Here is a 25251-nt window from a genome sequence, read left to right as displayed (position 1 = left end):
CTTTAAGACTGAAGGATTGAACAGGAGAAGAAAATGCTTAAGTCAAATAAGATTTTTATGTTCGCTAAGCCAGTTGCTGCAATTGCAACTCTTGCATTGATTGGATGCACATGCGCTTGCGGCCCAGCTGATTCTAAAGCAGCAGACCCAGATGTGGCACGCAGCTACGATGTAAGCAAAGTTCAAAAAGACGAAGAGATTGCAAAGCTTGTTCCAGAAAGCGTTGCAAAAACTGGCGAACTAACTGTTGGCGTAAATGTTAGCTATGCTCCTGCAGAATTCTTTGCTGCCGATGGCAAAACCCCAGTCGGTTACGAAATTGATTTTTCTAAAGCGCTAGCAAAGTTGATGGGCTTAAAGGCCAAGATTATGCATGCTCAGTTTGATTCCATTATTCCAGCAATCGGAAGCAAGTATAACGTTGGAATCTCTGGCTTTACAGTCAACGCTGAACGTATGAAGTCCGTTGATTTTGTAACGTACGCAAACGCTGGTTTATCTTTTGAAGTTCGTAAAGGCAATCCAACTAAGGTGGATCCAAAGAATCTTTGCGGCAAAAAAGTTACATTAGAAACTGGCACTGTTGGCGAGCCGATTATGGAAGAAGCCAAAAAGCAATGCAAGGCGAATAACAATAAGCCGCTAGAAATCTTAAGCTTTAAGGATCAAACAGATGCCACTACAGCTTTGCTTTCTGGCCGTGCAGACGTTATGTATGCAGATACTCCTGTTGCTGGATACGCTGCAATAAAGAATAGCGGAAAGCTAGAGATTCTAGAAAGCAGCAACGATGCGGAGCCAATGGGCGCAGCCGTTAAGAAGGGTGATGCTAAGATGCTAAAGCTTATTAAGGCCGCAATCGATAAGCTTATGAAGAATGGCGTTTACAAAGACATTCTAAAGAAGTGGGGTGTTGAAAACGTTGCCATTAAGGAAGCGCAAGTAAACCCAGAAGTATGATCTTAAAGTTGGCGTGCGTTTACAGTTACTGCATAAGTAAAATCGCACGCCAATTTTTGTATTTAATATATAGTGATTGCTAGTTAGTGATTGCTAGTTAGTAATTTGCATATGTTGCAACCAAAAGCCTTTATGGAGAAAGTATGTTTAACAGTTTAACTAAAAAGCCTTTACAAAATTCGCAAGGGAACGAGCGTATTTTGCCAGTCAAAAATCCTGGACCAATCGTAGCTGGCGTAATCGTAGCTATACTCGCATGTTCGCTGCTTTATTCTATAGTCACAAATCCGCGATTTGAGTGGGATGTTGTTGGAATTTATCTTATAAGCAACAACGTTCTTGCTGGTATTGGTTGGACGCTAATACTCACATTCTTGTCTATGATTATTGCAATCGTTCTTGCTATAGGATTGGCTATGATGCGTAAGAGTGTTAATCCTGTTTTGCGTGGTGTTAGTTGGTTCTTTATTTGGTTTTTCCGTGGTACGCCTGTTTATACGCAGCTTGTTTTTTGGGGTATGTTTGCGGTTCTTGTTCCTAAGTTGAGTTTGGGGGTTCCGTTTACGTCTGTTGAGTTTTTCTCGATTGATTCTAATGTTGTTATGACTTCTTTGAATGCTGCTGTTATTGGTTTGTCTCTTAATGAGGCTGCGTATTTGTCGGAGATTGTTCGTGCTGGCTTGGAGGCTGTGGATGCTGGTCAGGTTGAGGCTGCTCAGGCTTTGGGGATGGGTAGGTCTTTGACTATGCGTAGGGTTGTTTTGCCTCAGGCTATGCGTATTATTGTTCCGCCTTTGGGTAATGAGACTATTGGTATGCTTAAGACTACGTCTTTGGTTTTGGCTGTTCCTTTTACTTTGGAGCTTCAGTTTGCTACTAATGCTGTTGCTAATCGTATTTATAAGCCGATTCCGCTTCTTATTGTTGCTAGTGTTTGGTATTTGGTGATTACGTCTGTTTTGATGGTTTTGCAGGTTATGTTGGAAAAGCATTTTGGCAAAGGATTCGAAGCAAAAGACATTGTAAAAAATACGCAAATCAACTCGAATGCTGCAAAGCGTGGAGACAAGGCCATTAAAGCTGCTAGCGATGCTGTAAATGGTCGCAATAATGCAACAATGCTTGGATTTAACGCATAGTTGTATTGATCGCATAATGCAAGCATAAATAAGTGCATTATAAATGGTAAAATTCCATTAGTTTTTATTAGATTTGAGGAAAAATGACAAGTAATACAACAGCTGCAGAGCAGGGCGTACAAGATGCGCAAGGCGTGCAAGACGTACAAAATCAGAATAATAATAATGATATTCCAGCAGTAGTTATAAGCGATTTGCATAAGAGCTTTGGCAATTTGCAAGTTCTTAAGGGAATTGATATGACTGTTAAGCCAGGAAGTGTAACAGTTATACTCGGTCCTTCGGGAAGTGGAAAGTCAACTTTGCTGCGATTAGTGAACCAGCTTGAAACAATCACATCTGGAAAAATTACGATTTATGGCGAGCGCATTGGCGTAAAAACTGTTGTTCGTAAGGGTAAAGAGGTTTTGCAAGCGTTAAACGATAAAGAGATTGCAGCGCAGCGCGCAAAGCTTGGAATGGTGTTTCAGCGTTTTAATTTGTTCCCGCATATGACGGCTATTGAAAACGTTATGGAAGCTCCAGTTCACGTTTTGCATATGGATAAAATTGCAGCGCACGATTTAGCGGTTAAAGAGCTTGAGCGCGTTGGAATGGCGGACCGCGTAGATCATTATCCTTCGCAACTTTCTGGCGGCCAGCAGCAGCGCGTTGCTATTGCTCGCGCGCTTGCTATGAAGCCAGAAATCATGCTTTTTGATGAGCCTACGTCTGCGCTAGACCCAGAGCTTGTTGGAGAAGTGCTTAATGTTATGCGCGACTTGGCAAACGATGGAATGACAATGATTGTTGTAACTCACGAGATTGGTTTTGCTCGAGAAGTTGCAGATCAGGTTGTGTTTATGGATGGCGGAAAAGTTGTTGAATGTGGAACGTCTGGGATTATTGATAATCCTCAAACTGAAAGGTTCAAGGATTTTCTGCACAACGTTTTGTAAGCTTAACATATAAATGTAAATACGTAAAAATTAAAGTATTTTGTGTAAAATTATGAATAATTTATGGCTGTGGTGTTTGCTGCAGCCTTTTTATTTTGATTAGTATTATTATTCAAACAATTTTACGCAAAGAATATTTTGCGTAGTGTTTGGCGTGTTTGTGTAATAACAAACATAGTGTAAAGTTGTTCATTGTTTGAATATTCCATCCAATTTATTCGGAGATTAGTATGAGTGATGCATGTTCTTCATGCGAATCAAACTCGCATAGTAAGAACGGCGTTCGTGTATCTCGTTGGCTAAGATTTGTTGCTGCGTTTACGTCGCTATCTTTACTAGGATTTTCTAGTGCTTGTGGAACAAGCGATGCGGTTGGGCCAGATCCTCTTTTAGCTCGCAGCTACGACGTTAATCGTATTAAAAAAGATAAAAGTATTGCTGCAATGTTGCCAAAAAAGCTTGTTGAAAGTGGCGAGCTTGTAATGGGTACTAATGTTGGGTATGCGCCAGCAGGATTTTATGCTAGAGATGGAAAAACGGTTGTAGGCTACGAAATTGACTTAAACAAAGCGTTAGCAAAATTAATGGGGTTAAAGCTTCGCATTGTTCACGCGCCTTTTGACGCGATTTTGCCATCTGTTGGAAGCAAATTTGATATTGGTGTTTCGGGATTTACGGTTAGCAAAGAGCGAGAAAAGTCGGTTGATTTTGTAACGTACGCGGATGCTGGCTTGCTTTTTGTTGTTAGAAAAGGCAATCCAACAAATGTGAATCTTAACGACTTATGCGGTAAAAAAGTGTCTGTTCAAGTTGGAACAACAAGCGAAACTCAAATGTATGACGCAAGAGATGTCTGTAAAGTAAGTCGCAAAGTGCCATTAGACGTTCTTGCGTTTAGGGAACAAACGGATGCTACGACTGCAGTGGTTGCAGGCCGCGCAGACGTTATGTATGCAGATACTCCTGTTTCTAGTTTTGCGATTGAGCAAACGGACGGCCAGTTGGAGCCATTGGGTAAAAGCCGCGATAAAGCTCTTATGGGTATTATTGCTCAAAAAGGAGATACTCAGCTTGTAGAAGCAATAAAAGCGGGTATTGAAAAGCTGATACAAACTGGCGCGTATCAAGAAATAATGAAGTCGTGGGGTGTTGAAGACGTTATGATTAAGCACCCAGAAGTAAATCCAAAAGTGTGATTGCTTTTTAGTTGATTAGACTAGGATAAGAACATGAGTGCTAAAATTAAGAACAACAACGAGCGTATTTTGCCAGTCAAAAAACCTGGACATATTATATCTGGCATTATTGTTGCGATTCTAGCGTGTGCTCTTGTGTATTCAATTGCTACAAATCCTAGATTTGAGTGGGCAATCGTTTGGAAGTACATTTTTAACGAGAATGTTCTTGCTGGTATTGGTTGGACTTTGTTGTTGACTTTGCTTTCTATGGTTATTGCGATTGTTTTGGCTGTTTGTTTGGCTATGATGCGTAAGAGTGTTAATCCTGTTCTTCGAGCCGTGAGTTGGTTCTTTATTTGGTTTTTCCGTGGTACGCCTGTTTATACGCAGCTTGTTTTTTGGGGTATGTTTGCGGTTCTTGTTCCTAAGCTGAGTTTGGGTGTTCCGTTTACGTCTGTTGAGTTTTTCTCGATTGATTCTAATGTTGTTATGACTTCTTTGAATGCTGCTGTTATTGGTTTGTCTCTTAATGAGGCTGCGTATTTGTCGGAGATTGTTCGTGCTGGCTTGGAGGCTGTGGATGCTGGTCAGGTTGAGGCTGCTCAGGCTTTGGGTATGGGTAGGTCTTTGACTATGCGTAGGGTTGTTTTGCCTCAGGCTATGCGTATTATTGTTCCGCCTTTGGGTAATGAGACTATTGGTATGCTTAAGACTACGTCTTTGGTTTTGGCTGTTCCTTTTACTTTGGAGCTTCAGTTTGCTACTAATGCTGTTGCTAATCGTATTTATAAGCCGATTCCGCTTCTTATTGTTGCTAGTGTTTGGTATTTGGTGATTACGTCTGTTTTGATGGTTTTGCAGGTTATGTTAGAAAAGCATTTTGGCAAAGGATTTGAAGCAAAAGCAGATAGCATTCATAGCAACAGATAGCAGTAATTGAAAAACATAATTGCAAAACATAATTGCAAAACATAATTGCAAAACGAGTAGAAACACACACGTTTTATAACGTACAATAGAAAATTATGTGTGGAATTGTTGGATACGCAGGTTTTGGCACAGTTTGCGCAAAGCCTTTAGAAGTTTGCTTAAACGGATTAGAACGCTTAGAGTACAGAGGCTATGATTCGTCTGGTGTGGCTCTTGCTGCTCCAGGAATGGATTCTATATGCGTGCGCAAAAAAGCTGGTCGCTTAGCTGTTTTAAGAAAAGATATAGCCGAAAATCCAATGCCAGAAGCGAGCGTTGCAATAGGCCACACGCGTTGGGCTACAAATGGTGCTCCATGTGACTTAAACGCGCATCCGCACGTTAGTGCAGACGGAAAAATCGCACTTATTCACAACGGTATTATTGAAAACGCTATTAGCCTTAAAGAACAAATGCAAAAAGAAGGCATAGAGTTTTCGTCTCAAACAGATACGGAAGTTGCAGCAAAAGCGCTTGGAAAAATCGCGAATCAAATAATTGAAGAAACTGGTAAGCCAGATCTTTTTGAAGCAATAAGACGAGTTGCAAAAATTCTTAAAGGAGCTTTTACTCTACTTGCAGTGGATGTTAGACAGCCTAATATTGTTGCTGCTGTTCGCCACGATTCGCCGCTTGTAGTAGGTGTTTCAAATAACGAGTATTTTCTAGGCTCCGACGTTGCTGCTTTTGTTCAATACACAGATAAGGTTCTTGAAGTTGGTCAAGATCAAGCTGTTTTAATCGGAGATATAGAAGGAAACAAAAAAGCACAGCTTTTACTTACAGATTTTGATGGCAATAAGATTGAAAACCCTAGTTACTTTACAGTAGACTGGGATGCTTCTGCAGTAGAAAAAGGCGGATGGGATTCCTTTATGGATAAGGAAATCCACGAAGATCCGCATGCCGTAGCTGATACTTTACGAGGACGATTCGACGCAAAAGGGAATATTATTCTTGACGAAGTTAGGATTAGTCAAGATATTTTGCGATCAATCGACAAGATAATAGTTGTAGCTTGTGGAACAGCAAGCTACGCTGGATTAGTTGCAAAATATGCGATTGAACATTGGGTGCGCGTGCCAGTAGAAGTGGAGTTGGCTCACGAATTTAGGTACAGAGACCCAATTTTAACGCATAGAACGCTTGTTGTTGCAATATCTCAATCTGGCGAAACAATGGACACGTTAATGGCGTTAAGGCACGCGCGCGAGCAGGGCAGCCGCGTGCTTGCAATATGCAACACTCAAGGCTCGAGTATTCCTCGAGAATCGGATGCTGTACTTTACACGCATGCGGGCCCAGAAATCGCAGTTGCTTCTACAAAAGCATTTGTTGCGCAAATCGTAGCAGCATACATGCTTGGTCTTTATTTGGCTCAAGTCAAAGGAACAATGTATAGAGATGAGATTCAGCAAATCGTGTCTCAGCTTAAAGAAATGCCATCTAAAATCCAAAACGTTTTAGACACTCAAACGGACTCGATAATGCAAGCTGCAAAGCGAACAATGGATGCAAAATCGTTCTTGTTCCTTGGCAGGCACGTTGGCTACCCAGTAGCGCTAGAAGGCGCATTAAAGCTAAAAGAGATTGCGTACACGTTTACAGAAGGTTTTGCTGCAGGGGAGCTAAAGCACGGCCCGATTGCTCTTGTAGATAAGGGAGAGCCAGTTGTTGTTATAGTGCCATCTTCTAGGGGAAGAGACGTTTTACACGCTAAAGTGATATCGGGAATCGAAGAAGTTAAGGCTCGCGGAGCGTTTACTATTGCGGTTGCAGAAGACGGCGATCCAGACGCTGAGCGTTACGCAGATATTGTGTTTTGGCGCCCTAAGTGCCCAACATTGCTAAGCCCTCTTGTAGATGTTGTAGCATTGCAACTTTTTGCTATGAATATGGCAAAGCTTAAAGGCTACGACGTTGATAAGCCTAGGAATCTTGCAAAATCCGTAACTGTGGAATAGCAATACAATGAGTGTTATGAGTGCAAGAAGACCGCACAAAAATCGCAAGCAGGATTTTGGTTGTTTTGTTATGCGTAATGTAAAACGTAATATAAAACGTAATATAAACTGCGATTTGACTCGTTATATAAAGCGTGTAATTTCTGCGATTATATGCGTTTTTGTTGTTGTTTTTTGTGCGTCATGCGGATCTGTTGATTCTAGAACAAAAATCACAGTGTGGTCTTGGGAGCCAAGCATGAAGCGGATTGCTGCAGATTTTGAGAAGCAAAATCCAGATATTCGCGTTAGTGTTAAAGACACAAGTGGGTATAGCAATCTTAATAGTGCTATTCAAGACGGCTACGGTATGCCAGATGTTGCGCAACTTGAGTACTATGCTTTGCCACAATACGCTGTTAGTGGCCAGCTTCTAGACATTACAGATAGAGTTCAAGGAACTCAAACATTTTACACGCAAGGATCATGGTCTTCTGTGCAATTAGGAGGCCGAATATACGGTTTGCCAATGGATTCAGGGCCTTTAGCGTGGTTTTATAATCAAGATGTGTTTAGCCAAGCAGGCGTGGATGCTACGCAAATTCACACTTGGAAAGACTACATTCACGCAGCAAGAAAGCTAAAAAATATTGGTGTTTATATTGCTGCGGATTCTGGAGATGCTAGCTTTTACAATGCTATGATTTGGCTTTCGGGCGGGCATCCGTTTATAACTTCGCACGACGGAAAAACCGTTACTGTTCGCTTAAGCAAAGACAAGGGAACAGAAGACTTTACAAAATTTTGGCAATTAATGATTGACGAAGACTTAGTGGACACAAGGCTTACAACGTGGACTCCAGCTTGGAAGAGCGCTGTTGGTTCTGGAAATGTTGCTTCCGTTTTTGCTGGAGCATGGATGACTTCGCTTTTAATGCACGATATTCCAGGCGGAGCAGGGTTGTGGCGTGTTGCAAGAGTTCCAACAATGGATGGCAAAAATCATAATGCGCAAATGGGCGGATCTGCGCTAAGTGTATTGCAATCTAGCAGGAAGCCAGAAGCTGCAATGCGTTTTGTTGATTTTGTTTGCCACAATCAACAAGGCATCAAAGAACGCGTTAGTTCGGGAGCATTCCCAGCAGACGTTGTAACTCTTAGAGATAGCGCATTTTTGAATAAGACTACTGTTTTGGATTCTAGAGGAATTAAAGTGCCATACTTTGGCGGGCAGCGCTTTAATAGAGTTTTTGCGGATGCGGCGCAACATGTGTATACGGGGTACAAGTATTTGCCATTTGAAGTATATTCGCGTAGTGATTTTCGCTCCACAGTTGGTTTGGCTTATGATTGGAATCGAAAGTCAAAAGCGCGATTAAATACTAAAGCTATGATTGATGCTGGAATTAAGCAAGATGACGGAAAAGATTTTGTTCTTCCAGACGACCCTGGCCCTAAAATTCGTCTTAAAGACGGAATCGCGCTTTGGAAAAAAGACTTAAAAGAATACGGGTATAATCAAGGTTTTGTTGTGCGCTAAGATGTTGTGCGCTATAAGTGCGAGCTAAGAGTGTTCGCTGAGACTTATGCGCTTTAGGTTTGTGCCCCAAAGGAAAAGTCGCTAGCAGCCGATTGTTCGTCTATAAATCTCGTACATTCCTTTAAAAATCAAATTTGGATCGTAGTAATCAATCGAATCAACGTCTTTTTCAAAAAGTCGCCCCAAGCCTCCTGTAGCAACAACCTTAAAAGGCTCATTTATCTCTATTTTGAATTGCTCAATTGTGCGCTCAATGCCTCCGAGGAAGCTGTAGTAGAGGCCAGCTTGCATAGCAGGACGAGTTGATTTTGCAAGAACGGATTTAGGGCGAGAAATCTCAACTTCTGGAAGCTGAGCAGTATTATCCCATAGAGCTGCCGCAGCCGAGCTGATTCCCGTGCAAATAAGTCCGCAAGTAATTGCTCCGCTTTTATCAACGTAGTTATAAGTGGTAGCTGTGCCAAAATCAATTACCAATGCTGGGCCGCCGTATTCGTAAAACGCTCCAACACAATCCGCTAAGCAGTCTGCGCCCAAAGAGCGAGGCTCGTCAATCCTAATATTTACGCCAGTTTTTACTCCAGGACCTACAATCATAGGGTCGATTTGCAAAAACTTAACAATGCTTGCGCGGAACGAGTGCATAACTTTTGGAACAACCGAAGCAACAATAACATCTTCCACATCGTTTACGCTAAAACCGCTTAAATTAAGGAATTGCGTAATCATAATGCCGTATTCGTCGGAAGTGTGATTTGCTTTTGTAGTCATTCTATATGTGCCAACAATCTTGCCGTTATCTAAGAATCCAAGCACAATATTCGTGTTGCCAATGTCTACTGCTAAAAGCATATTCGCCTCCAGTGTGTTTGTTGCGGTTGCCAAACTTAAGTATGCGCATCTTTAGAGCAATACTACATTAATGCTAAGTCGTTGCGTGCAATTTGATTATTTGCTGTTGCTTTAGAAAATCACCATTAAAGTGTGGCGGTGTAGAAGAGTAGGTGATAAAGTCGAAAACAATGGCAGCGAGGCTAGAAAGGAAATGTAAATGATAAATCGTCATGCAATATTGCATAAGCCACTTTCTCAATACGCGTATTCTACGGCAGAGTATTGCTTAACAATTCGCTTGCGCGCGGCAAAGAATAATCTTAGTTTATGCGTTTTGCACTACGGAAATCGCGTTGATTTAACTCCGTTAGATCAGTTCCGCACACTGAAAATGGAAAAGATTGCAAGCGACGATTACTTTGACTACTACGAATCCAATATAAGCGGCGATTTAGATAGAGTTTGTTATTACTTTGAGATGCAAGATGCGGATGAGCGCTTGTATTTGTACGCCGATACTATTGCGACTGATTTTCCAGAAGATCGTACAGAAGTCTACCAGTTCCCATTTATTCGCCGCGAAGAGATTAGCGACGTTCCGCGTTGGCTTAAAGAGGCTGTTGTTTACAACATTTTCCCAGATAGTTTTGCAGATTCTAAACGTGGCATAAGTTGCATTGCAAAAGATTATTTTGATGAGAAAACTGGCCAAACTTTACACACTCGTTTGGGTGGAACAATTAGAGGCATAATCGAAAATCTTGATTATATTGAGGATTTGGGCTTTAATTGCTTGTATTTAAATCCTATTTTTAAGGCTGCAGAGTACCATCGTTACGATCTTCTTGACTATTACCATGTTTGCCCTAATTTAGGAACCGACGACGATTTTAGGGAGCTTGTTAGCGAGGTTCATAATCGCGGCATGCACATAATTATTGACGGCGTTTTTAATCATTCTAGTTGGTATTTCTTTGCGTTTGACGATGTTGTTAAAAATGGTGAAAATTCGCAATACAAGGATTGGTTCTATGGATTAAAGTTCCCTGTTAAGCGCCCCGAAGATGGCGAGCGTCCAAACTATACGTGTTTTGCGTATGAGCGTAAAATGCCAAAGCTTAATACCTCTAATCCAAAAGTTCGCGACTATTTTATGGACGTTTGCCGCTATTGGCTTGAAGATTTTGATGTTGACGGTTGGCGTTTGGATGTTGCTAATGAGGTTGATAAAGACTTTTGGCGTGCCTTCCGCACTGTTGCTAAAAAGACTAAAAAAGATAGTGTGCTAATTGCGGAGATTTGGGAGAATTCTGAGCGTTGGCTCCAAGGAGACATGTTTGACTCCACTATGAACTACGAGTTCCGCAAAGTTTGCCGCGATTTCTTTGCTTTTGGTAAGATTAATGCGCGCGAGTTTAATAGTCGATTTGTTGATATGCTTTTAAGATACCCATTCCCGATTGTTCAGGGTCAATTGAATTTGCTTGATAGTCATGACGTTAGTCGCTTTAGGAGCTTGTGTGCGCAAAATTCCGCGGATTCTGGCGATTCTTGCGAGCAAGATAAGCGATTCCGTTTGGCTGAACTTTGCCTTCTTACATCTGTTGGAACTCCAAGCGTATTCTACGGCGACGAGCTTGGCGTAGTTGGTTTTGAAGAGTGTGATTATCGCGCCGCTATGCCTTGGGCAAATCCTGTAAAGGATAATCGTGACTTATTCCGCGAACTTATAAAATTGCGTAGAAACAACGATTGCTTTATTCATGGCAATTTTAGAGTTCTTGACTATGATGAGCGCGGAAAATTTGTGTTTGCGCGCTCAACTGACTCTAAGCGCGTTGTTGTGGCTTTAAATGCGTTCAATGAATCTAATGATTCGTTCAGTGTTTTACCTGATTGTGAGCCGATTATTAGCTACAATTATGATGCTCAAAATCACTCTCTTGGAGCTTTTGGATACGCGATTTTTGAGGTAAAATAGCGATTTATTAGCGATTTTGCTGGCGATTTTTGCTGGCGATTTTTGCTGGCGATTTAATCAATAAAAGTGGCACTTAATCAAGTGATTTAAGTGCCACTTTTATTTACAAGCTTAAGATATTTACAAGCTTAAGAAAAGCTGATGGATTCTAGTGTCTTCGTCAAGCTCTGGATGGAAAGCTGTTCCGATTTGATTTCCCTGGCGAGCAGCTACAACGTTGCCATCTACTGTTGCAAGAGTCTCGGCATTCGACCCAACTTGCGCAATATAAGGCGCGCGAATAAACGTCATTGGAACTTTGCCAAGATTTCCAAACTCAGATTCGTAGTGGAAGCTTCCAAGTTGGCGGCCATAAGCGTTGCGCTTAACAGTAACGTCTAGCGTGCCAAATCCGCTAACTTCGTTACCTTCCACGTTTTTTGCAAGCAAAATCAATCCTGCACAAGTTCCAAGAACAGGCATTCCGCTTGCAATTCTCTCGCGCAAAGGCTCAAGCATATTTTGCTCGCGAATAAGCTTAGTTTGCACAGTGCTTTCGCCGCCAGGCAAAACAAGGCGGTCAAAAGATTGCTCCAAATCTCGCGCTTGACGAAGCTCAATAACGCGCGCGCCAAGCTTTTCTAGCATTAAACGATGCTCAAGAAAAGCTCCTTGAACAGCTAGAACGGCTACAGTGTGCGCGCAGTTATTTGTATTGATAGGTGAGTTTGCCAAAATAATTCGCCTCAATCACTCGTCTCAATTACTCGCCGCGATTAGCCATTAAAAGCTTGATTTCTTGCTCGTTAATGCCAACCATAGCTTCGCCCAAATTCTCGGAAAGCTTAGCAATCATCTTGGCATCTTTGTAATTAGTAACAGCCTTAACGATTGCAGCAGCGCGCTTTGCTGGGTCTCCAGACTTAAAGATGCCAGAGCCAACAAACACGCCTTCTGCACCAAGCTGCATCATTAAAGCAGCGTCTGCAGGTGTAGCAACGCCGCCAGCTGCAAAGTTTACAACAGGAAGCTTGCCGTTTTGCGCAACGTACTTTACAAGATCGAAAGGCACGCGCAAAGTCTTAGCTTCCTCAAAAAGCTCATCTTCGCGCATGCTTGTAAGCTTGCGTATTGCGGAATTCATCATGCGCATGTGGCGCACAGCTTGAATAACGTCTCCAGTTCCAGGCTCGCCCTTTGTGCGAATCATGGAAGCACCTTCGTTAATCCTGCGCAAAGCTTCTCCCAAATCTTTTGCACCGCAAACAAATGGAACTGCAAAATCGCGCTTGTTAATGTGGTAAACGTCGTCTGCTGGGCTAAGCACTTCGCTTTCGTCAATGTAGTCAATCTCAATAGCTTCAAGCACTTGCGCTTCTACAAAGTGACCAATACGGCATTTTGCCATAACAGGAATAGACACAGCCTCTTGGATTCCGTGAATCATAGCTGGGTCGCTCATTCTAGAAACGCCACCAGCTGCGCGAATATCGGCAGGAATACGCTCCAACGCCATTACAGCGCAAGCTCCAGAATCTTCAGCAATTCGTGCCTGCTCTGGAGTAGTAACGTCCATAATCACGCCGCCCTTAAGCATTTGTGCAAGCTGGCGATTTAGAGCAGTGCGGTCTTGGCTGCCGTTATTTTGCGGATCTGAGGATTCGTTTACTGTTACTGTAGTATTCAAGTTTTCTGCCATTATTCCTCGCTTTTATTGGCTTTTTATTGGCGCATTTTGCATGCATGCTGTGTGTAACATCTTTATGCGTCTGTTATACATTTTTTGCAAATATGCAAGCTATCGTATTGTTTTTTGCGCACGTTTGCAAGTTTACGTCTGATGGCATTTAACCACATTCATAGGATATGTGATTAGAATAACGTCAAATTTTTATAGAATAGTGTTAAATTTTTTACACAATGATGTCAAATTTTTGTAAAAACGTATAAATATCAATTACATATTAATGATTTATAGCCAAGTTTTTAGACTCGCCCTAGTTTTGATTGACTTGCTAGCAAGCTACGATTGTATACGCCGTTGACTTTGTGTTGCAAGTGTTGCAATTAGACAAAGCGACGAGCTTAAACAATTAAATAACAACATAAACAACAATTAAATAAATGTATCTAATTCAATCCAGAAAGGTTTGTTGAATGGATAACAAAGAACCCAAAGATGGCGCATACTCTAAAGATGCGACCAATAAATTCTATGGGCAAGAAAACGCGCAAGAGCGCCAAGAATCGCAAGCTGGCTTTAGTACAGATGCTTCGCTTAACGCTGCGTCTAAAAGTGCGTATAAAACCAATAAGCGCGGTTTAGGAAAATTCTGGCTTGTTTCTGTAGCAATCGTAGTAATCGCAGTAGTTAGCGCTATTATTGCAACGCTTACAGGTCCACAAAAAAATCCTGCAAGTCAAACATCTTCTGCGCAAGTTTCAAATAAAACTGTGTCAATCGGATTAAAACTTGCTCCTACAAATCTCGATATTCGCAATCAATCTGGCTCATCATTGGAGCAATTGTTAATTGGAAACGTGTATGAAGGTCTTGTAGCTAGAAATACTAAAAATCAGGTTGTTCCATCCCTTGCAAAAAGTTGGAAAATAAGCAAAGATGGCTTAAAATACACTTTCCATATTCGTAAAGGCGTTGTTTTTTCTAATGGGAATAAGCTTACTGCAAAAGACGCTGAGTGGTCTTTTAACGAGCTTGTTGCAAAGAAGTATCGCGGATCAAACATGGTTGGAAAAGTTGAATCCGCTAAAGCTAAAGATGATTACACGTTTGAAATTAAGCTTAAAGAGCCAAATGCAAAGCTTTTGTGGGCGTTGTGCTCTAGAGCTGGCTTAGTTTTCGATAAGCTTGCGAATTATGACGCTAAAACTCAAGCAGTTGGATCTGGTCCGTATTTGGTAGAAAAGTTTGTGCCAAACGACCGCGTTGTGTTAAAAGCAAATCCGCGCTACAAGGGCGTTAATAAGGCAAAAACTCAAAAAGTTGTTGTTCGCTATTTTGTAGACGATGTTGCTGCTGTAAATGCGCTTTCTTCGGGATCTGTTCAAGCTTTGGCGCCTATTTCTGGTCAGCTTGCCAAGCCTTTTAAGGCGGATTCAAAACGCTATGTTGTTAAAGCTGGAAACACTACCGATAAATTTGTGCTTGCTATGAACATGAATGGTGAGCGAACTAAAGATAAGCGCGTGCGCCAAGCGATTAGATATGCTATTGATCATAAGCAAATTATTGCTTCGCGCGGAGGTACGGATGCTTTGCTTGGCGGCCCAATTCCTTCTTTGGACCCAGGATATGAGGATTTAACTAAGATTTACGCGCACAATGTTAAGCGCGCTAAGTCGTTAATGAAGGAAGCTGGTTTTAGCGAGTCGAATCCTTTGCATCTTTCGCTTACTTACCCGAATATTTATGGAACGCAACTTGGTGAGCAATTGATGTCTCAATTAAAGCAAATTGGCATTGATCTAAAAGTAAACGTTGTTGAATTTACTACTTGGCTTCACGACGTTTATACAAATAAAAACTACGATTTGTCTATGGTAGATCACAATGAAAGCCACGATTTTGGCCAGTGGGCAGATCCTAAGTATTACTACGGTTACAACAATAAGCAGGTTCAGGATTTGTATGCTAAGGCAATGCTTTGCGCGAATATTAAGGAGTCTAATAAGCTTCTTGCTAAAGCTGCGCGAATCGTTAGCCAGGATGCTCCTGCAGATTGGTTGCTTAATTACAAAGTTGTTACAGCTAAGGTAAAGAACCTTGAAGGCATGCCTTTTGACATTAATCAAGTTCTTTTGCCGCTATACAACTTGCGACTTAAGTGATTTGGTCTAAATTCTCCCGATTTTGTTGCTCAAAACCGCAAAATCAACAACAAAAAACGGAGTTAATGCGGAAGTTCTCGGGAGCGCAAGATTAAGTAAGGGGTTTGTATGAAGCGCATGATTCTTCGACGCATCGCGTTGTTCTTTGTAGCGCTGCTATTTATTTCTGCAATCGTATTTCTTGCTCTTAGAGTTTTACCTGGAGACGTTGCTCAAGTTATGGCTGGCTTAAACGCTCCAGATGGAAAAGTTGAGCAATTAAGACGCGATTTAGGATTAAACAAGCCCCTTTTTGTTCAATATTTTGAGTGGATTTTTGGCGTTTTTAGAGGCGATTTTGGTGTTTCAATGCTCACGGGTCGTTCCGTTGCATCCACTATTGCTATGCGTGCTAGCATAACTTTTCCGCTAATTTTTCTTGGACTTTTAATTGCGCTCGCAATCGGTATTCCTCTTGGATGCTTGCAAGTTTTGTATTCTGGCAAGTCTTTGCAAGGCTTTTTAAGATTTTGCGCTATTGCAGGCGGCTCTGTTCCTGCTCTTTGGGGCGGAATGATTTTAATCATGATTTTTGGCAGGGGCATTGGCTTATTTGAGATTTTTCCTACTCAAGGTTTTCCAACAGACGGTTGGCGTGATTTTTCTAGCGCATTTTTGTCGTTGATTCTTCCATCGCTAACAGTTGGCATTATTGTTGGATCTGGCTTTATGCGTTACGCTGCGGCATCATTAGAGCAGATTTCTAATAGCGACATTGCTTTGCAAGCTATGGCTTGTGGAATGACTAAAAAGCAAATGATTTGGCGAGTTGGCTTGCGATTAGCGTTGCCGCAGCTTGTGTCTGTAATTGGCTTGACTTTTGCGCACATGATTATGGGCGTAATGGTTATTGAAAATCTGTTTTCGCTTCCTGGAATGGGTATGGGTCTTGTGCGCGATGTTGGTTTGCGAGATCTTATATCTGTTCAAGGCAATCTTTTTATGCTTTCTGCATTGTTCTTGCTTGTTGGGTTTGCGATTGACGTGTTGCATCGTTTGCTGGATTCAAGGCTTAGCCAAGATTCGAGTAGTGAATGATTCGAGCTGTGATTCAAGTGGGGAGTGATTCAAGCAATGATTAAGTTTTTAAGACGCATTTGGCGCGGAATTATTGGAAAATTCGTGTGTATTGTTTTGTGCTTGTGGATTTTTGTAGCTGCGCTTTCTTTTGTGTGGACGCCTTATTCTCTTCTAGAAACAAACGGGTACCAGGTATGGCAAAAGCCTTCTCTAAAGCATTGGCTTGGCACAGATGGAACGGGTGCAGATATGCTTAGCTGGCTTATGGCTGGTTCTAGAGTAGAGATTTTGCTTGTTATTTCAACAATTGCGATTGCAAGCGTTGTTGGGTTTGTTGTTTTAAGCTTTACGATTTGCCGTGTTCAAAAAATTCGTTCCCTAAGCATTATGGCAGTAGACGCTTTAATTTCCATTCCAACTGTTTTGATTGCGCTTATGCTTGCTGTACCTCTTGGAGCATCCGTTCTTGTAATCATGCTTGCATGCGGATTTGGCTACGGCTTAAATCTTGCTCGTATTTTGCGACCAAATGCTGTTCTTGTTCTTAAATCCAATTATGTTGATTGCGCGATTTCTAATGGCGCTAGCAGAAGTTACGTTCTTTTAAAGCATGTTCTTCCTAATATTTTGCCAATTGCTTCCGTTCAGCTTTCGCTTTCTGCAGGAACTGTTATTTTAGCGGAAAGCGGATTGACTTATCTAGGTGTTGGTGTTCCTTCGGGAGTGCCAAGCTGGGGTCGTGTGCTTTCTACTTCGGTTACTTTGATTCACGTTTATCCGCTTGCAGCTCTATGGCCTGGTCTTGTTGTTACATTAACAGTTTTGGCTCTTAATCTTTTTGGTGACGTTTTAAGAAGTGCTACAAATCCAGCAAATAGGGAGTCTAAGAATGAGTCTTGATATAAAAGGATTATCGCTTAGCATTGGATCTTCGCGCATTTTAAGTGATGTTTCGCTTAATGTTAAAGATGGCGAGCGCGTTGGGCTAGTTGGATCTTCTGGTTCTGGCAAATCAATGCTTTTAAGAGCTGCGATTGGCCTAGTTCCGTCTAATTGCAAAATCACTGGCTCTTGCCGCGTTGGCAATGCCCAAACTGTTGGCGCTAACGATTCTGCGCTTGCGCGTATTCGTGGCAAGTATGTTGGAGTTGTTTTTCAGCAAGCGGATCGTGCGCTTAACCCTGTTATGAGTGTTAGCGAGCAAATCTCGTTACCTCTTAGGCTTCATTACAATTTAGAAGAAGACGATATTCAAAATCGCGTTAAAGTCATGCTTGAAAAAGTTGGTTTAGGCACAAATATTTTGAATAAGCGCACTTTTGAGCTTTCGGGTGGGCAAATGCAGCGAGTTGGAATCGCTACAGCGCTTATAACTTGCCCTAAGTTGATTCTTGCAGACGAGCCGACTACTGCTCTTGATTCTGTTACACAAAAAGATGTTGTGAATATGCTCACTTCTTTAGTTGATAATATGGGCGCTTCAATGCTTTTTGTTACTCACGATTTTTCGGTTCTTTCTAGCGCTGCTACTCGTTGCTATGTTTTGGATTCTGGGCGATTAGTCGATAGTGCGCGTGTTGGTGAATTGCTAGAAAATCCTAAGGTTCACTCTACTAAGCAACTTGTTTTTGCAGCGCGCGCTTTAAGTCTTAGTAAAAATGATTTAAGTCTTAGTAATAAAAATGATCTAAGTCTTGATGATAAGAATGATTTAAGTCTTAGTAATAAAAATGATTCTTCCAAAGATGATTGCATTTTTAACGCTAAAAACGTTCATGTTGTTTTAGGAAGTGCAAAGACTCGTGTTGAAGCATTAAAAGGTGTTGACTTTAATCTTAAAGTTGGCGAATCTTTAGCACTAATTGGCGGATCTGGAAGTGGTAAAACAACTTTGATTCGTTCTTTGCTTGGATTGCAAGAAATACGCCAGGGGAGTATAGAATATTGCGGAAAGCTAGTCGAAACCGTTGAAAATGCTAGAAAATCAAGTTTGAAAGATTCTGCTTACGTAAATATGAGAAGACAATGTTCGCTTGTGTTTCAGCATCCTTTTGCAGCTTTAGACCCACGTTGGACAGTTAGAAAAAGCGTTGCTGAGCCGCTTGAAATATGGCGTAAAAACATGAGTTCTGATTCAAATACTGTTGATTCACATGCTGTTGATTCACATGTTGTTGATTCACATGTTATTGATTCTAAAGTGGATGATGTTTTGAATTTAGTTGGATTAGATCCTAGTGTTTTTGGCAAAAGATACCCTTGCCAGCTTTCTGGCGGACAAGCTCAATGCGTTGCGATTGCACGCGCGCTAATCAATAATCCTAGAGTTTTGGTTGCAGATGAGCCAATGAGCGCAATCGATGTTGCTGAGCGCACAAGAATCTTAGATGCTTTTAATGTGATTCGCGCAAATCGCCCTAATATGGCGTGCGTATTTGTTAGCCACGATCTTGGTATGATTCAGCATTTAGCGTCTAGTGTTGTTGTTCTAAAAGATGGCGTTGTTGTTGAATCTGGGCGTGTAAGTCAAATTTTGACTAATCCAAAACATAGTTATACGCGCGAACTTATTGATGCTGCTACTTTGTAAGTCTGTATTGGTAAGTCTTGCAAGTTTGTAAGCAAATAAGTGTTGCAAGTTTAATAAAAAATATTTTTAGATTCGCGTTTATGTGTGTTTGGCAAGAATAGCGTCTAATATTGTTAGTAATCGTTATTTGCGCATGAATATAAGTTAGGATGGAATAAAATGAGCGAAAATCAAAATAATCAGCCGACTCCTCGTCCAGAAAGCTTTGAGCTTGATCACACTAAAGTTAAGGCTCCATACGTTCGCTATATTGACACTCAAAAAGGCCCGAATGGAGATGTTATTTCTAACTACGATATTCGCTTAACTCAGCCTAACCAAGAGGCTATTCCTACGGGCGCTTTGCATACGATTGAGCACACGATTGCTGTTCTTTTGCGCCAGCGCATTGAAGGCTACATTGATTGCTCTCCATTTGGTTGCCGCACAGGATTCCACCTTTTAACTTGGGGCACTCATAGCACGGAAGATGTTGCGCTCGCGTTGAAGGAATCGCTTGAATTTATTGCGTATAAAGCTACTTGGGAAGATGTTCCAGCTACAACTATTGAGTCTTGCGGAAACTACCGCGATCATAGCTTATTTGGAGCGCGTCAATGGTGCAAAGATATTTTAGATAAAGGCATTAGCTCCGATCCTTTTGAGCGTAAGATTGTGTGACTTGTTGCGTTTAATTGTGTAATACTGTAAAATCGCCATATTCTAAGCATAGGGGGGTGTATGTGTGAAATAAGATTGAGGAAAGCAACTCTTAGCGATCTAAAAGATATTGAAAATATTTATGAGAGAGCAAGAGTATTTATGGCAAATAATGGCAATCCTCATCAATGGGGAGATCGTTTTCCTCTAACATCTAGTGTTATAGAAGATATTCGTTTGAACCGTTTTAATCTTCTTGTAGACACGGACCCAGACTTTGGAGAAGAGCGCATTTTGGCACAATTTGCACTGTGCGAAGGGACTGATGAAGTCTACGCAAAGATTGACGGAGCGTGGCTAGATGACGTTTTGCCATACGTTACAATCCATAGACTTGCATCTTCGGGAGTTAAACCAAAAATGGCAAGCGAATGCTTAAGATGGGCTAAGCGCAATTACTCTAATGTTAGAATCGACACTCATCCCGACAACTTGATTATGCAAAAAGTTATTTTGCGAGAAGGCTTTAGCAAGTGTGGTCTTGTTGTAATTCCAGATCGCGCGCATAGCGCAACTAGAATCGCGTATCAATGGTTGCGCTCGCATAATCATGTAATACGGTATTAGAAGTATTAGCAGTATTGAAATGTAAGTCAAAAATACTTGCATATATAGTAGATATAAAAGTAAACGTAAAAGTAAAACTAAAAGTAAAGGCGCAAGATATGTGTAAAAATTCGAGTATACAAGCGATTTTGCAAGAAAACTATGCTCGCGCCTTAAGCACATACCCGGGGCAGGTAATCGTTGATTTAAAAGCGCTAAGAGATAATATGCGAACTCTTGTTGAGCGCGTTTCTAAAGATTTGAAGCCTGGGCAAAAGTCGCCAGCAGTTATGGGAGTTGTTAAAGCAGACGCTTATGGTCACGGGCTTATTCCTAGTGCGCTCGCAGCTCTTGCTGGAGGAGCAACTTGGCTTGGCACAGCTCAACCTTACGAGGCTTTACGGCTTCGTAAATGTGGAATTGACTCAAGCAGATGCCGTATTCTTACGTGGCTTACTAGCGCTCCAACGTCTCTTTTTGCTGATTTAATAAACGCAGATATTGATATTTCTGTTGGCTCGCTGGATTCAATTGACGCTGTTGCGCTCGCTGCTAAATCGGTTGGAGCTACCGCTCGCGTACACGTTAAGGTAGATACAGGATTTGGTAGAAACGGTTTTACGCCTGCTGGCTTTAGTGATGCTTTAGAAAAGCTTAGTGAATATTCTAGCCAGGGAATAATCGAAGTTATTGGGCAATGGAGTCACTTGGCTGTTGCTGATTGCCCAGACGTTCCAGAGTTTGTTGCATCTACAGATAGGCAAATTGAGCAATTCCACGATTTTACTCGAAGAATGCGCGAAGCTGGGTTGGAGCCTAAAATCCGACATTTGGCTAATACGGCTGCAACTCTTAACAGGCCAGAGATACGATTTGAGCTTGTTCGCCCAGGAATTGGATTGTATGGATACGAGCCAGATCCTGTTATGGGAGCGCCTCAAGCTTACGACTTGCATCCAGCTATGACTTTACAAGCGCAACTGGGAACAGTTAAATCTGTAGAAGCAGGGCATGGAATTTCGTACGGGCGCACGTATTTAACGCCAGACAATACAAGCACAGCAATCGTTCCACTCGGCTATGCGGATGGCATTTTGCGCGCGTCTAGCGGATTCGATATGCAAGGCTCTCGTCATGTTAATAAGCCTGGAGGCCCTGTGCGCGTGGAAACCAAGAGCGGCGCTAGGATTTTGCATGTTTCGGGGCGAGTTTGCATGGATCAGTTTATTGTTGACTTAAAAGGCAGTGCTAAAGATCTTGGAGTTAAAGAAGGAGATACGGTCAGGCTTTTTGGGCCAGGAAGAGGTCTTGAATATGCGGAGCCAACGGCAGACGATTGGGCGGCGGCTGCAGGAACAATAAGCTACGAGATTATGACGGGTATTGGCCCTAGAGTTCCTAGATTGTATAAGAATGCTTACGAAGTTTTGCCTGAAAAAGACATAAAAATGTTGGATGAAAAAAGCTTGATTTAGCAATCTTGCGATTTTGCGATTAGCTGATTTTCTATTGGCTAATTTGCGATTTGCTACTTGCGATTAGTGGAGGAGGTTTTTAATGTGTAACGATGTGATTGCTTCCGATAACGAAGTTGTTGGCGAATACAGCTTGCACGATACTGAGCGCTGGGCTAGCGAGCCTCACCACACGCGCGCTCGCACTCCGTTTGAACGAGACAGAGCTAGAATAATCCACTCTTCAGCGCTTAGAAGACTCGGCGCTAAAAGTCAAGTGCTTGTAGCTGGCTCCGACGATTTCGCTCGCACGCGTTTAACGCACACGTTGGAAGTTGCGCAAATTGGTCGCCAGATTGCTGCGATGCTTGGCGCGGATCCAGATGTTGTAGATTGCGCTTGCTTAGCTCATGACTTAGGTCATCCGCCTTTTGGTCACAATGGCGAGCGCGCGCTTGCTCAAATCGCAAGCAATATTGGTGGCTTTGAAGGAAATGCTCAAACTCTTAGACTTTTAACGCGTTTAGAGCCTAAAGTTTTTAGAGAAAATGGCGCTAGTGCAGGCGTAAATCTTACGCGCGCAAGCTTGGATGCTGCTGTTAAATATCCTTGGGGTTTTGATGAAGCAAAAGCGCACGATAAAGGCGAGCGCGACTTAAAATTCTGCGTTTACCCAGACGATAGGGAAGTTTTTGATTGGCTAAAAAGTGGCTCTCCGCGCGAATCGAAGCCTATAGAATGCCAAATTATGGATCTTTCCGACGATATTGCGTACAGTGTTCACGATATTGAAGACGCGATTGTGACTGGAGCTTTTAACACGGAGCTTGTTTGGGATTCAAGCGTTGCAGATCAAGTTGTTCAAGAAGCTCATAATTGGTACGGCAGCCAGTGGGATGCAGATAGTCTTTTGGCAGCTTTTAAGCGTTTGCGCGCTCTTAACATGTTCCCTAATTCTTTTGACGGCTCTAGAAGGTCTCTCGCTCACTTAAAGAATATTACTAGTGCTTTAATCGGCAGGTTTGCAAGCTCTGTTGAGAAAGCAACTCGAGAAAAATACGGCAACGGCGCTTTAATTCGCTACCGCGCAAACGTTGTGATTCCGCCAGAAACATCTTACGAGATAATCGTTCTTAAAAGCTTGGCTGTGCATTTTATAATCCAACCTAGAGAGCGCGAGTTTTATAAGCGCGAGCAAAAGATTCTAACTGATTTGGTTGAAGTTTTTATGAGCAAGTCTCCGCGAGCGCACGATGCTATGGAATCTGTGTTTATAAGCGATTGGAATGCTTGCTCTAGCGAAGACGAACGTTTAAGAGTTGCGATTGATCAAGTTGCAAGTCTTACAGATGGATCGGCTACAGCTCTTCATGCCGCTTTGTGCTAAATCAACGCTTTTACGCTTTTACGCTTTTATGAATAGAGTGTCTGTAGCCTTCGGCTTGCGATAAGCTAGAGACTATGGCTGGAATGATTGTAAAAGAAGACGTTGAGCGTGTGCGCGCTGCTGCAGATTTGTACGATATTGTGTCTGCAACTGTTACGCTTAAGCCTTCTGGAACGGGTACTTTTGTGGGGCTTTGCCCGTTTCACGATGAAAAAACGCCTAGTTTTAGCGTTCGTCCAAGCTTAGGCGTCTGGCATTGCTTTGGTTGCGGCGCTGGCGGAGATGTTTTTAAGTATATTGAGCAAAAAGAAAACATTGATTTTCGTGAGGCAGTAGAGCTGCTAGCAGACCGCTACCACATTGAAGTTCATTATGATAAATCGCAAGATGCTAAAGATAATTCGCATGCTGGCTCCAAGCGCGCTCGTCTTATAGAAGCAAACGAGGAAGCTCAACGTTTCTTTGCGTCTCAAATCAACTCTAAAGAAGCGGCTCCAGCGCGTAGCTTGCTTGCAGGGCGCAATTTTACTCAAGCGCAATGCGAGCGTTTTGGTTGCGGATACGCGCCTAACGGATGGGATAATCTTGTTCGCTATTTGTCTAATAAGGGTTTTACTCGTCAAGAATTATTGGATGCAGGATTGGCGCGCCAAGGTCAGCGCGGAATTTACGATTACTTCCGCGGCCGATTAACGTGGCCTATTCGAGATTCTACTGGCCGTACCTTGGGTTTTGGCGCTAGAAAGCTTTACGACGACGATTCTATTAGCGCAAAGTACATTAACACTCCAGACACTGTGTTGTATCGAAAAACGCAAGTTCTTTACGGAATTGACATTGCTAAGTCGAATATTGTTAAAAAGCGCCAAGTTGTGATTGTGGAAGGCTATACGGATGTTATGGCTTGCCATTTAGCTGGTGTAGATACTGCTGTTGCAACTTGCGGAACGGCTTTTGGCGCGGAGCACGCGAAGATTATTCGCCGTCTTATTGCAGACGATTCTTTGGGAGCGATTCAGCTTGTTGGCCCTGTAAAAGTAGAAGGTCAAAAAGTTAGTTCGCGTATTGTTTTTACTTTTGATGGAGATGCAGCTGGTCAAAAAGCTGCTCTGCATGCTTTTGGCTTAGATTCAGCGTTTTTAACACAGACTTTTGTTGCTGTTGCAGATAATAACTTAGACCCTTGCGATTTGCGTATTCAGCGCGGCGACGATGCTGTTCGTTCTTTGATTGCGCGCGCTAATCCTCTTTACGATTTTGTAATCGACACTGTTATTCGTAAGTTTGACACGTCTTTTACTACAGGGCAGATGGGTGCTGTTAAGGCGGTTGCTCCTCTTGTTGCGCAAATTCGAGACAGGTCTTTGCTGGACTTGTACACTAGAAAAGCTGTTAGAAATATTGGTGTTGATTTAGACGTTATGCGTAGGGAAGTGGAGTCCGCTAGAAGGCGATTGCACGTTGTAGACGATGACGCTTATTCTAAAGGCTATTCTTCTAGCGTTTATGCGGATTCTCGCGCATTTGATCAGCGTTCTCAAAGCATGAATGAGGCTGCTGTAAAAACAGCCATGCTTAGAAGTGCGTACAAGAATCAAAGCTATTACAAGGTTGATGATTCTGTGTTTATGTGCGAGCAGCAGTTTATGGCTGTTCTTATGCAATCTCCTCTAGCATTTAGCGGCCAACTTTTTGCGCATCTTACTTTGAATAATTTTATTACGCCAGTTTTTAGAACTCTTTTCCAGGCTTTTGTGGCTTCTGGTGGATTGCCTAATACAAGCGTTAGTAAAGGTCTTTGGTTGCACACTATTACTAAGGCTGCAGGCCCTATGTTAGAAGGCGTTATTAACGAGCTTTCCGTAATGCCTCTTCCATTGTCTTCTAATAAAGGCTTGAGTGGGGCTTCTTCTATTAACTCGCTAGCTGCTTACGATTATAGTGGCGAAGGCACTAAAGGCGGGCCATCCAGTCTTTTGCGTGTTCCTAGCGAAGAAGAACAAAAGTATGCAAACGAGCTGCTTATTAAGCTTTTAGACGTTGGCTTTATGCGAAAAATCGGAGCTATTAAGCTTAGAATGAGTAAGTTAGAAGATGGGAGTGAAAAGCTTAATCTTTTAGGTCAGATTACTAGATTAGAATCTGCTCGAAAAGATCTTCAATCGCAAATTTTATAAGATTTATCAATTACTTGTTTTGTCTTTAT

Annotated in this window: 20 protein-coding genes; 17 read left to right on the top strand and 3 right to left on the bottom strand. The window is 42.1% G+C overall.

What is annotated here, in order from left to right:
• Positions 1-33: 33 nt before the first annotated feature.
• The 7 genes from HXT30_RS03295 (at position 34) to HXT30_RS03265 (ending at position 8667) form a co-directional block, all read left to right on the top strand.
• Positions 34-960, top strand: coding sequence for an ABC transporter substrate-binding protein (locus HXT30_RS03295; RefSeq protein ID WP_422111272.1), 927 nt, complete (start codon positions 34-36; stop codon positions 958-960).
• 143 nt (positions 961-1103) lie between these two features.
• Positions 1104-2099, top strand: coding sequence for an amino acid ABC transporter permease (locus tag HXT30_RS03290; protein WP_422111271.1), 996 nt, complete (start codon positions 1104-1106; stop codon positions 2097-2099).
• 83 nt (positions 2100-2182) lie between these two features.
• Positions 2183-3037, top strand: coding sequence for an amino acid ABC transporter ATP-binding protein (locus HXT30_RS03285; protein ID WP_422111270.1), 855 nt, complete (start codon positions 2183-2185; stop codon positions 3035-3037).
• Between the two features lie 230 nt (positions 3038-3267).
• On the top strand, positions 3268-4233 hold the full coding sequence (locus HXT30_RS03280) for an ABC transporter substrate-binding protein (protein ID WP_422111269.1): 966 nt from the start codon (positions 3268-3270) through the stop codon (positions 4231-4233).
• A 33-nt stretch (positions 4234-4266) separates the two neighbouring features.
• Positions 4267-5145 (top strand): amino acid ABC transporter permease, encoded by an 879-nt coding sequence (locus tag HXT30_RS03275; RefSeq protein ID WP_422111268.1) that lies wholly within the window; start codon positions 4267-4269, stop codon positions 5143-5145.
• 95 nt (positions 5146-5240) lie between these two features.
• A complete protein-coding gene (gene glmS, locus HXT30_RS03270; RefSeq protein WP_422111267.1) occupies positions 5241-7148 on the top strand; it encodes a glutamine--fructose-6-phosphate transaminase (isomerizing) in 1908 nt (635 codons plus the stop codon).
• 16 nt (positions 7149-7164) lie between these two features.
• Positions 7165-8667, top strand: a complete 1503-nt coding sequence (locus HXT30_RS03265) for an ABC transporter substrate-binding protein (protein ID WP_422111831.1) — start codon at positions 7165-7167, stop codon at positions 8665-8667.
• A gap of 81 nt (positions 8668-8748) precedes the next feature.
• Here the strand turns inward: HXT30_RS03265 and HXT30_RS03260 are convergent, their stop codons facing one another.
• Positions 8749-9519, bottom strand: a complete 771-nt coding sequence (locus HXT30_RS03260) for a type III pantothenate kinase (protein ID WP_060786023.1) — start codon at positions 9517-9519, stop codon at positions 8749-8751.
• A 199-nt stretch (positions 9520-9718) separates the two neighbouring features.
• On the opposite strand from HXT30_RS03260, the gene HXT30_RS03255 reads away from it, so the two are divergent.
• A complete protein-coding gene (locus tag HXT30_RS03255) occupies positions 9719-11482 on the top strand; it encodes a glycoside hydrolase family 13 protein (protein ID WP_422111266.1) in 1764 nt (587 codons plus the stop codon).
• A gap of 120 nt (positions 11483-11602) precedes the next feature.
• Here the strand turns inward: HXT30_RS03255 and pdxT are convergent, their stop codons facing one another.
• Together pdxT and pdxS are read right to left on the bottom strand one after the other, a co-directional pair.
• Positions 11603-12196 carry a pyridoxal 5'-phosphate synthase glutaminase subunit PdxT gene (gene pdxT / locus HXT30_RS03250; RefSeq protein ID WP_422111265.1) on the bottom strand — a complete coding sequence of 198 codons (594 nt, stop codon included), beginning with the start codon at positions 12194-12196 and terminating at the stop codon, positions 11603-11605.
• 28 nt (positions 12197-12224) lie between these two features.
• Positions 12225-13058 carry a pyridoxal 5'-phosphate synthase lyase subunit PdxS gene (gene pdxS / locus HXT30_RS03245; protein ID WP_042711222.1) on the bottom strand — a complete coding sequence of 278 codons (834 nt, stop codon included), beginning with the start codon at positions 13056-13058 and terminating at the stop codon, positions 12225-12227.
• Between the two features lie 560 nt (positions 13059-13618).
• Between pdxS and HXT30_RS03240 the strand changes: the two genes are divergently transcribed.
• The 9 genes from HXT30_RS03240 (at position 13619) to dnaG (ending at position 25222) form a co-directional block, all read left to right on the top strand.
• Positions 13619-15310 (top strand): ABC transporter substrate-binding protein, encoded by a 1692-nt coding sequence (locus HXT30_RS03240; protein WP_422111264.1) that lies wholly within the window; start codon positions 13619-13621, stop codon positions 15308-15310.
• A gap of 108 nt (positions 15311-15418) precedes the next feature.
• Positions 15419-16387, top strand: coding sequence for an ABC transporter permease (locus HXT30_RS03235; protein ID WP_422111263.1), 969 nt, complete (start codon positions 15419-15421; stop codon positions 16385-16387).
• 36 nt (positions 16388-16423) lie between these two features.
• A complete protein-coding gene (locus HXT30_RS03230) occupies positions 16424-17269 on the top strand; it encodes an ABC transporter permease (protein WP_422111262.1) in 846 nt (281 codons plus the stop codon).
• Positions 17259-18959, top strand: a complete 1701-nt coding sequence (locus HXT30_RS03225) for an ABC transporter ATP-binding protein (RefSeq protein ID WP_422111261.1) — start codon at positions 17259-17261, stop codon at positions 18957-18959. Before HXT30_RS03230 ends, HXT30_RS03225 begins: the two co-directional genes overlap by 11 nt.
• Before the next feature lie 159 nt (positions 18960-19118).
• Positions 19119-19619, top strand: a complete 501-nt coding sequence (locus tag HXT30_RS03220) for an S-ribosylhomocysteine lyase (protein WP_016808551.1) — start codon at positions 19119-19121, stop codon at positions 19617-19619.
• Between the two features lie 60 nt (positions 19620-19679).
• Positions 19680-20225 carry a hypothetical protein gene (locus tag HXT30_RS03215; protein WP_016808549.1) on the top strand — a complete coding sequence of 182 codons (546 nt, stop codon included), beginning with the start codon at positions 19680-19682 and terminating at the stop codon, positions 20223-20225.
• Between the two features lie 98 nt (positions 20226-20323).
• Positions 20324-21679, top strand: a complete 1356-nt coding sequence (gene alr / locus HXT30_RS03210; protein WP_422111260.1) for an alanine racemase — start codon at positions 20324-20326, stop codon at positions 21677-21679.
• A gap of 82 nt (positions 21680-21761) precedes the next feature.
• The gene (locus HXT30_RS03205; protein ID WP_422111259.1) at positions 21762-23045 is read left to right on the top strand and encodes a deoxyguanosinetriphosphate triphosphohydrolase; all 1284 of its coding nucleotides are present in this window, start codon (positions 21762-21764) and stop codon (positions 23043-23045) included.
• A 74-nt stretch (positions 23046-23119) separates the two neighbouring features.
• The gene (gene dnaG, locus HXT30_RS03200) at positions 23120-25222 is read left to right on the top strand and encodes a DNA primase (protein ID WP_422111258.1); all 2103 of its coding nucleotides are present in this window, start codon (positions 23120-23122) and stop codon (positions 25220-25222) included.
• The last annotated feature ends 29 nt before the right edge of the window (positions 25223-25251 follow it).

The organism is Gardnerella sp. DNF00571G, assembly GCF_049262695.1.
In the GTDB taxonomy this organism is placed as follows: Bacteria; Actinomycetota; Actinomycetes; order Actinomycetales; family Bifidobacteriaceae; genus Bifidobacterium; species Bifidobacterium piotii.
Note: the sequence above shows the minus strand (reverse complement) of the source record. Positions and strands in the feature narration are given on the sequence as shown.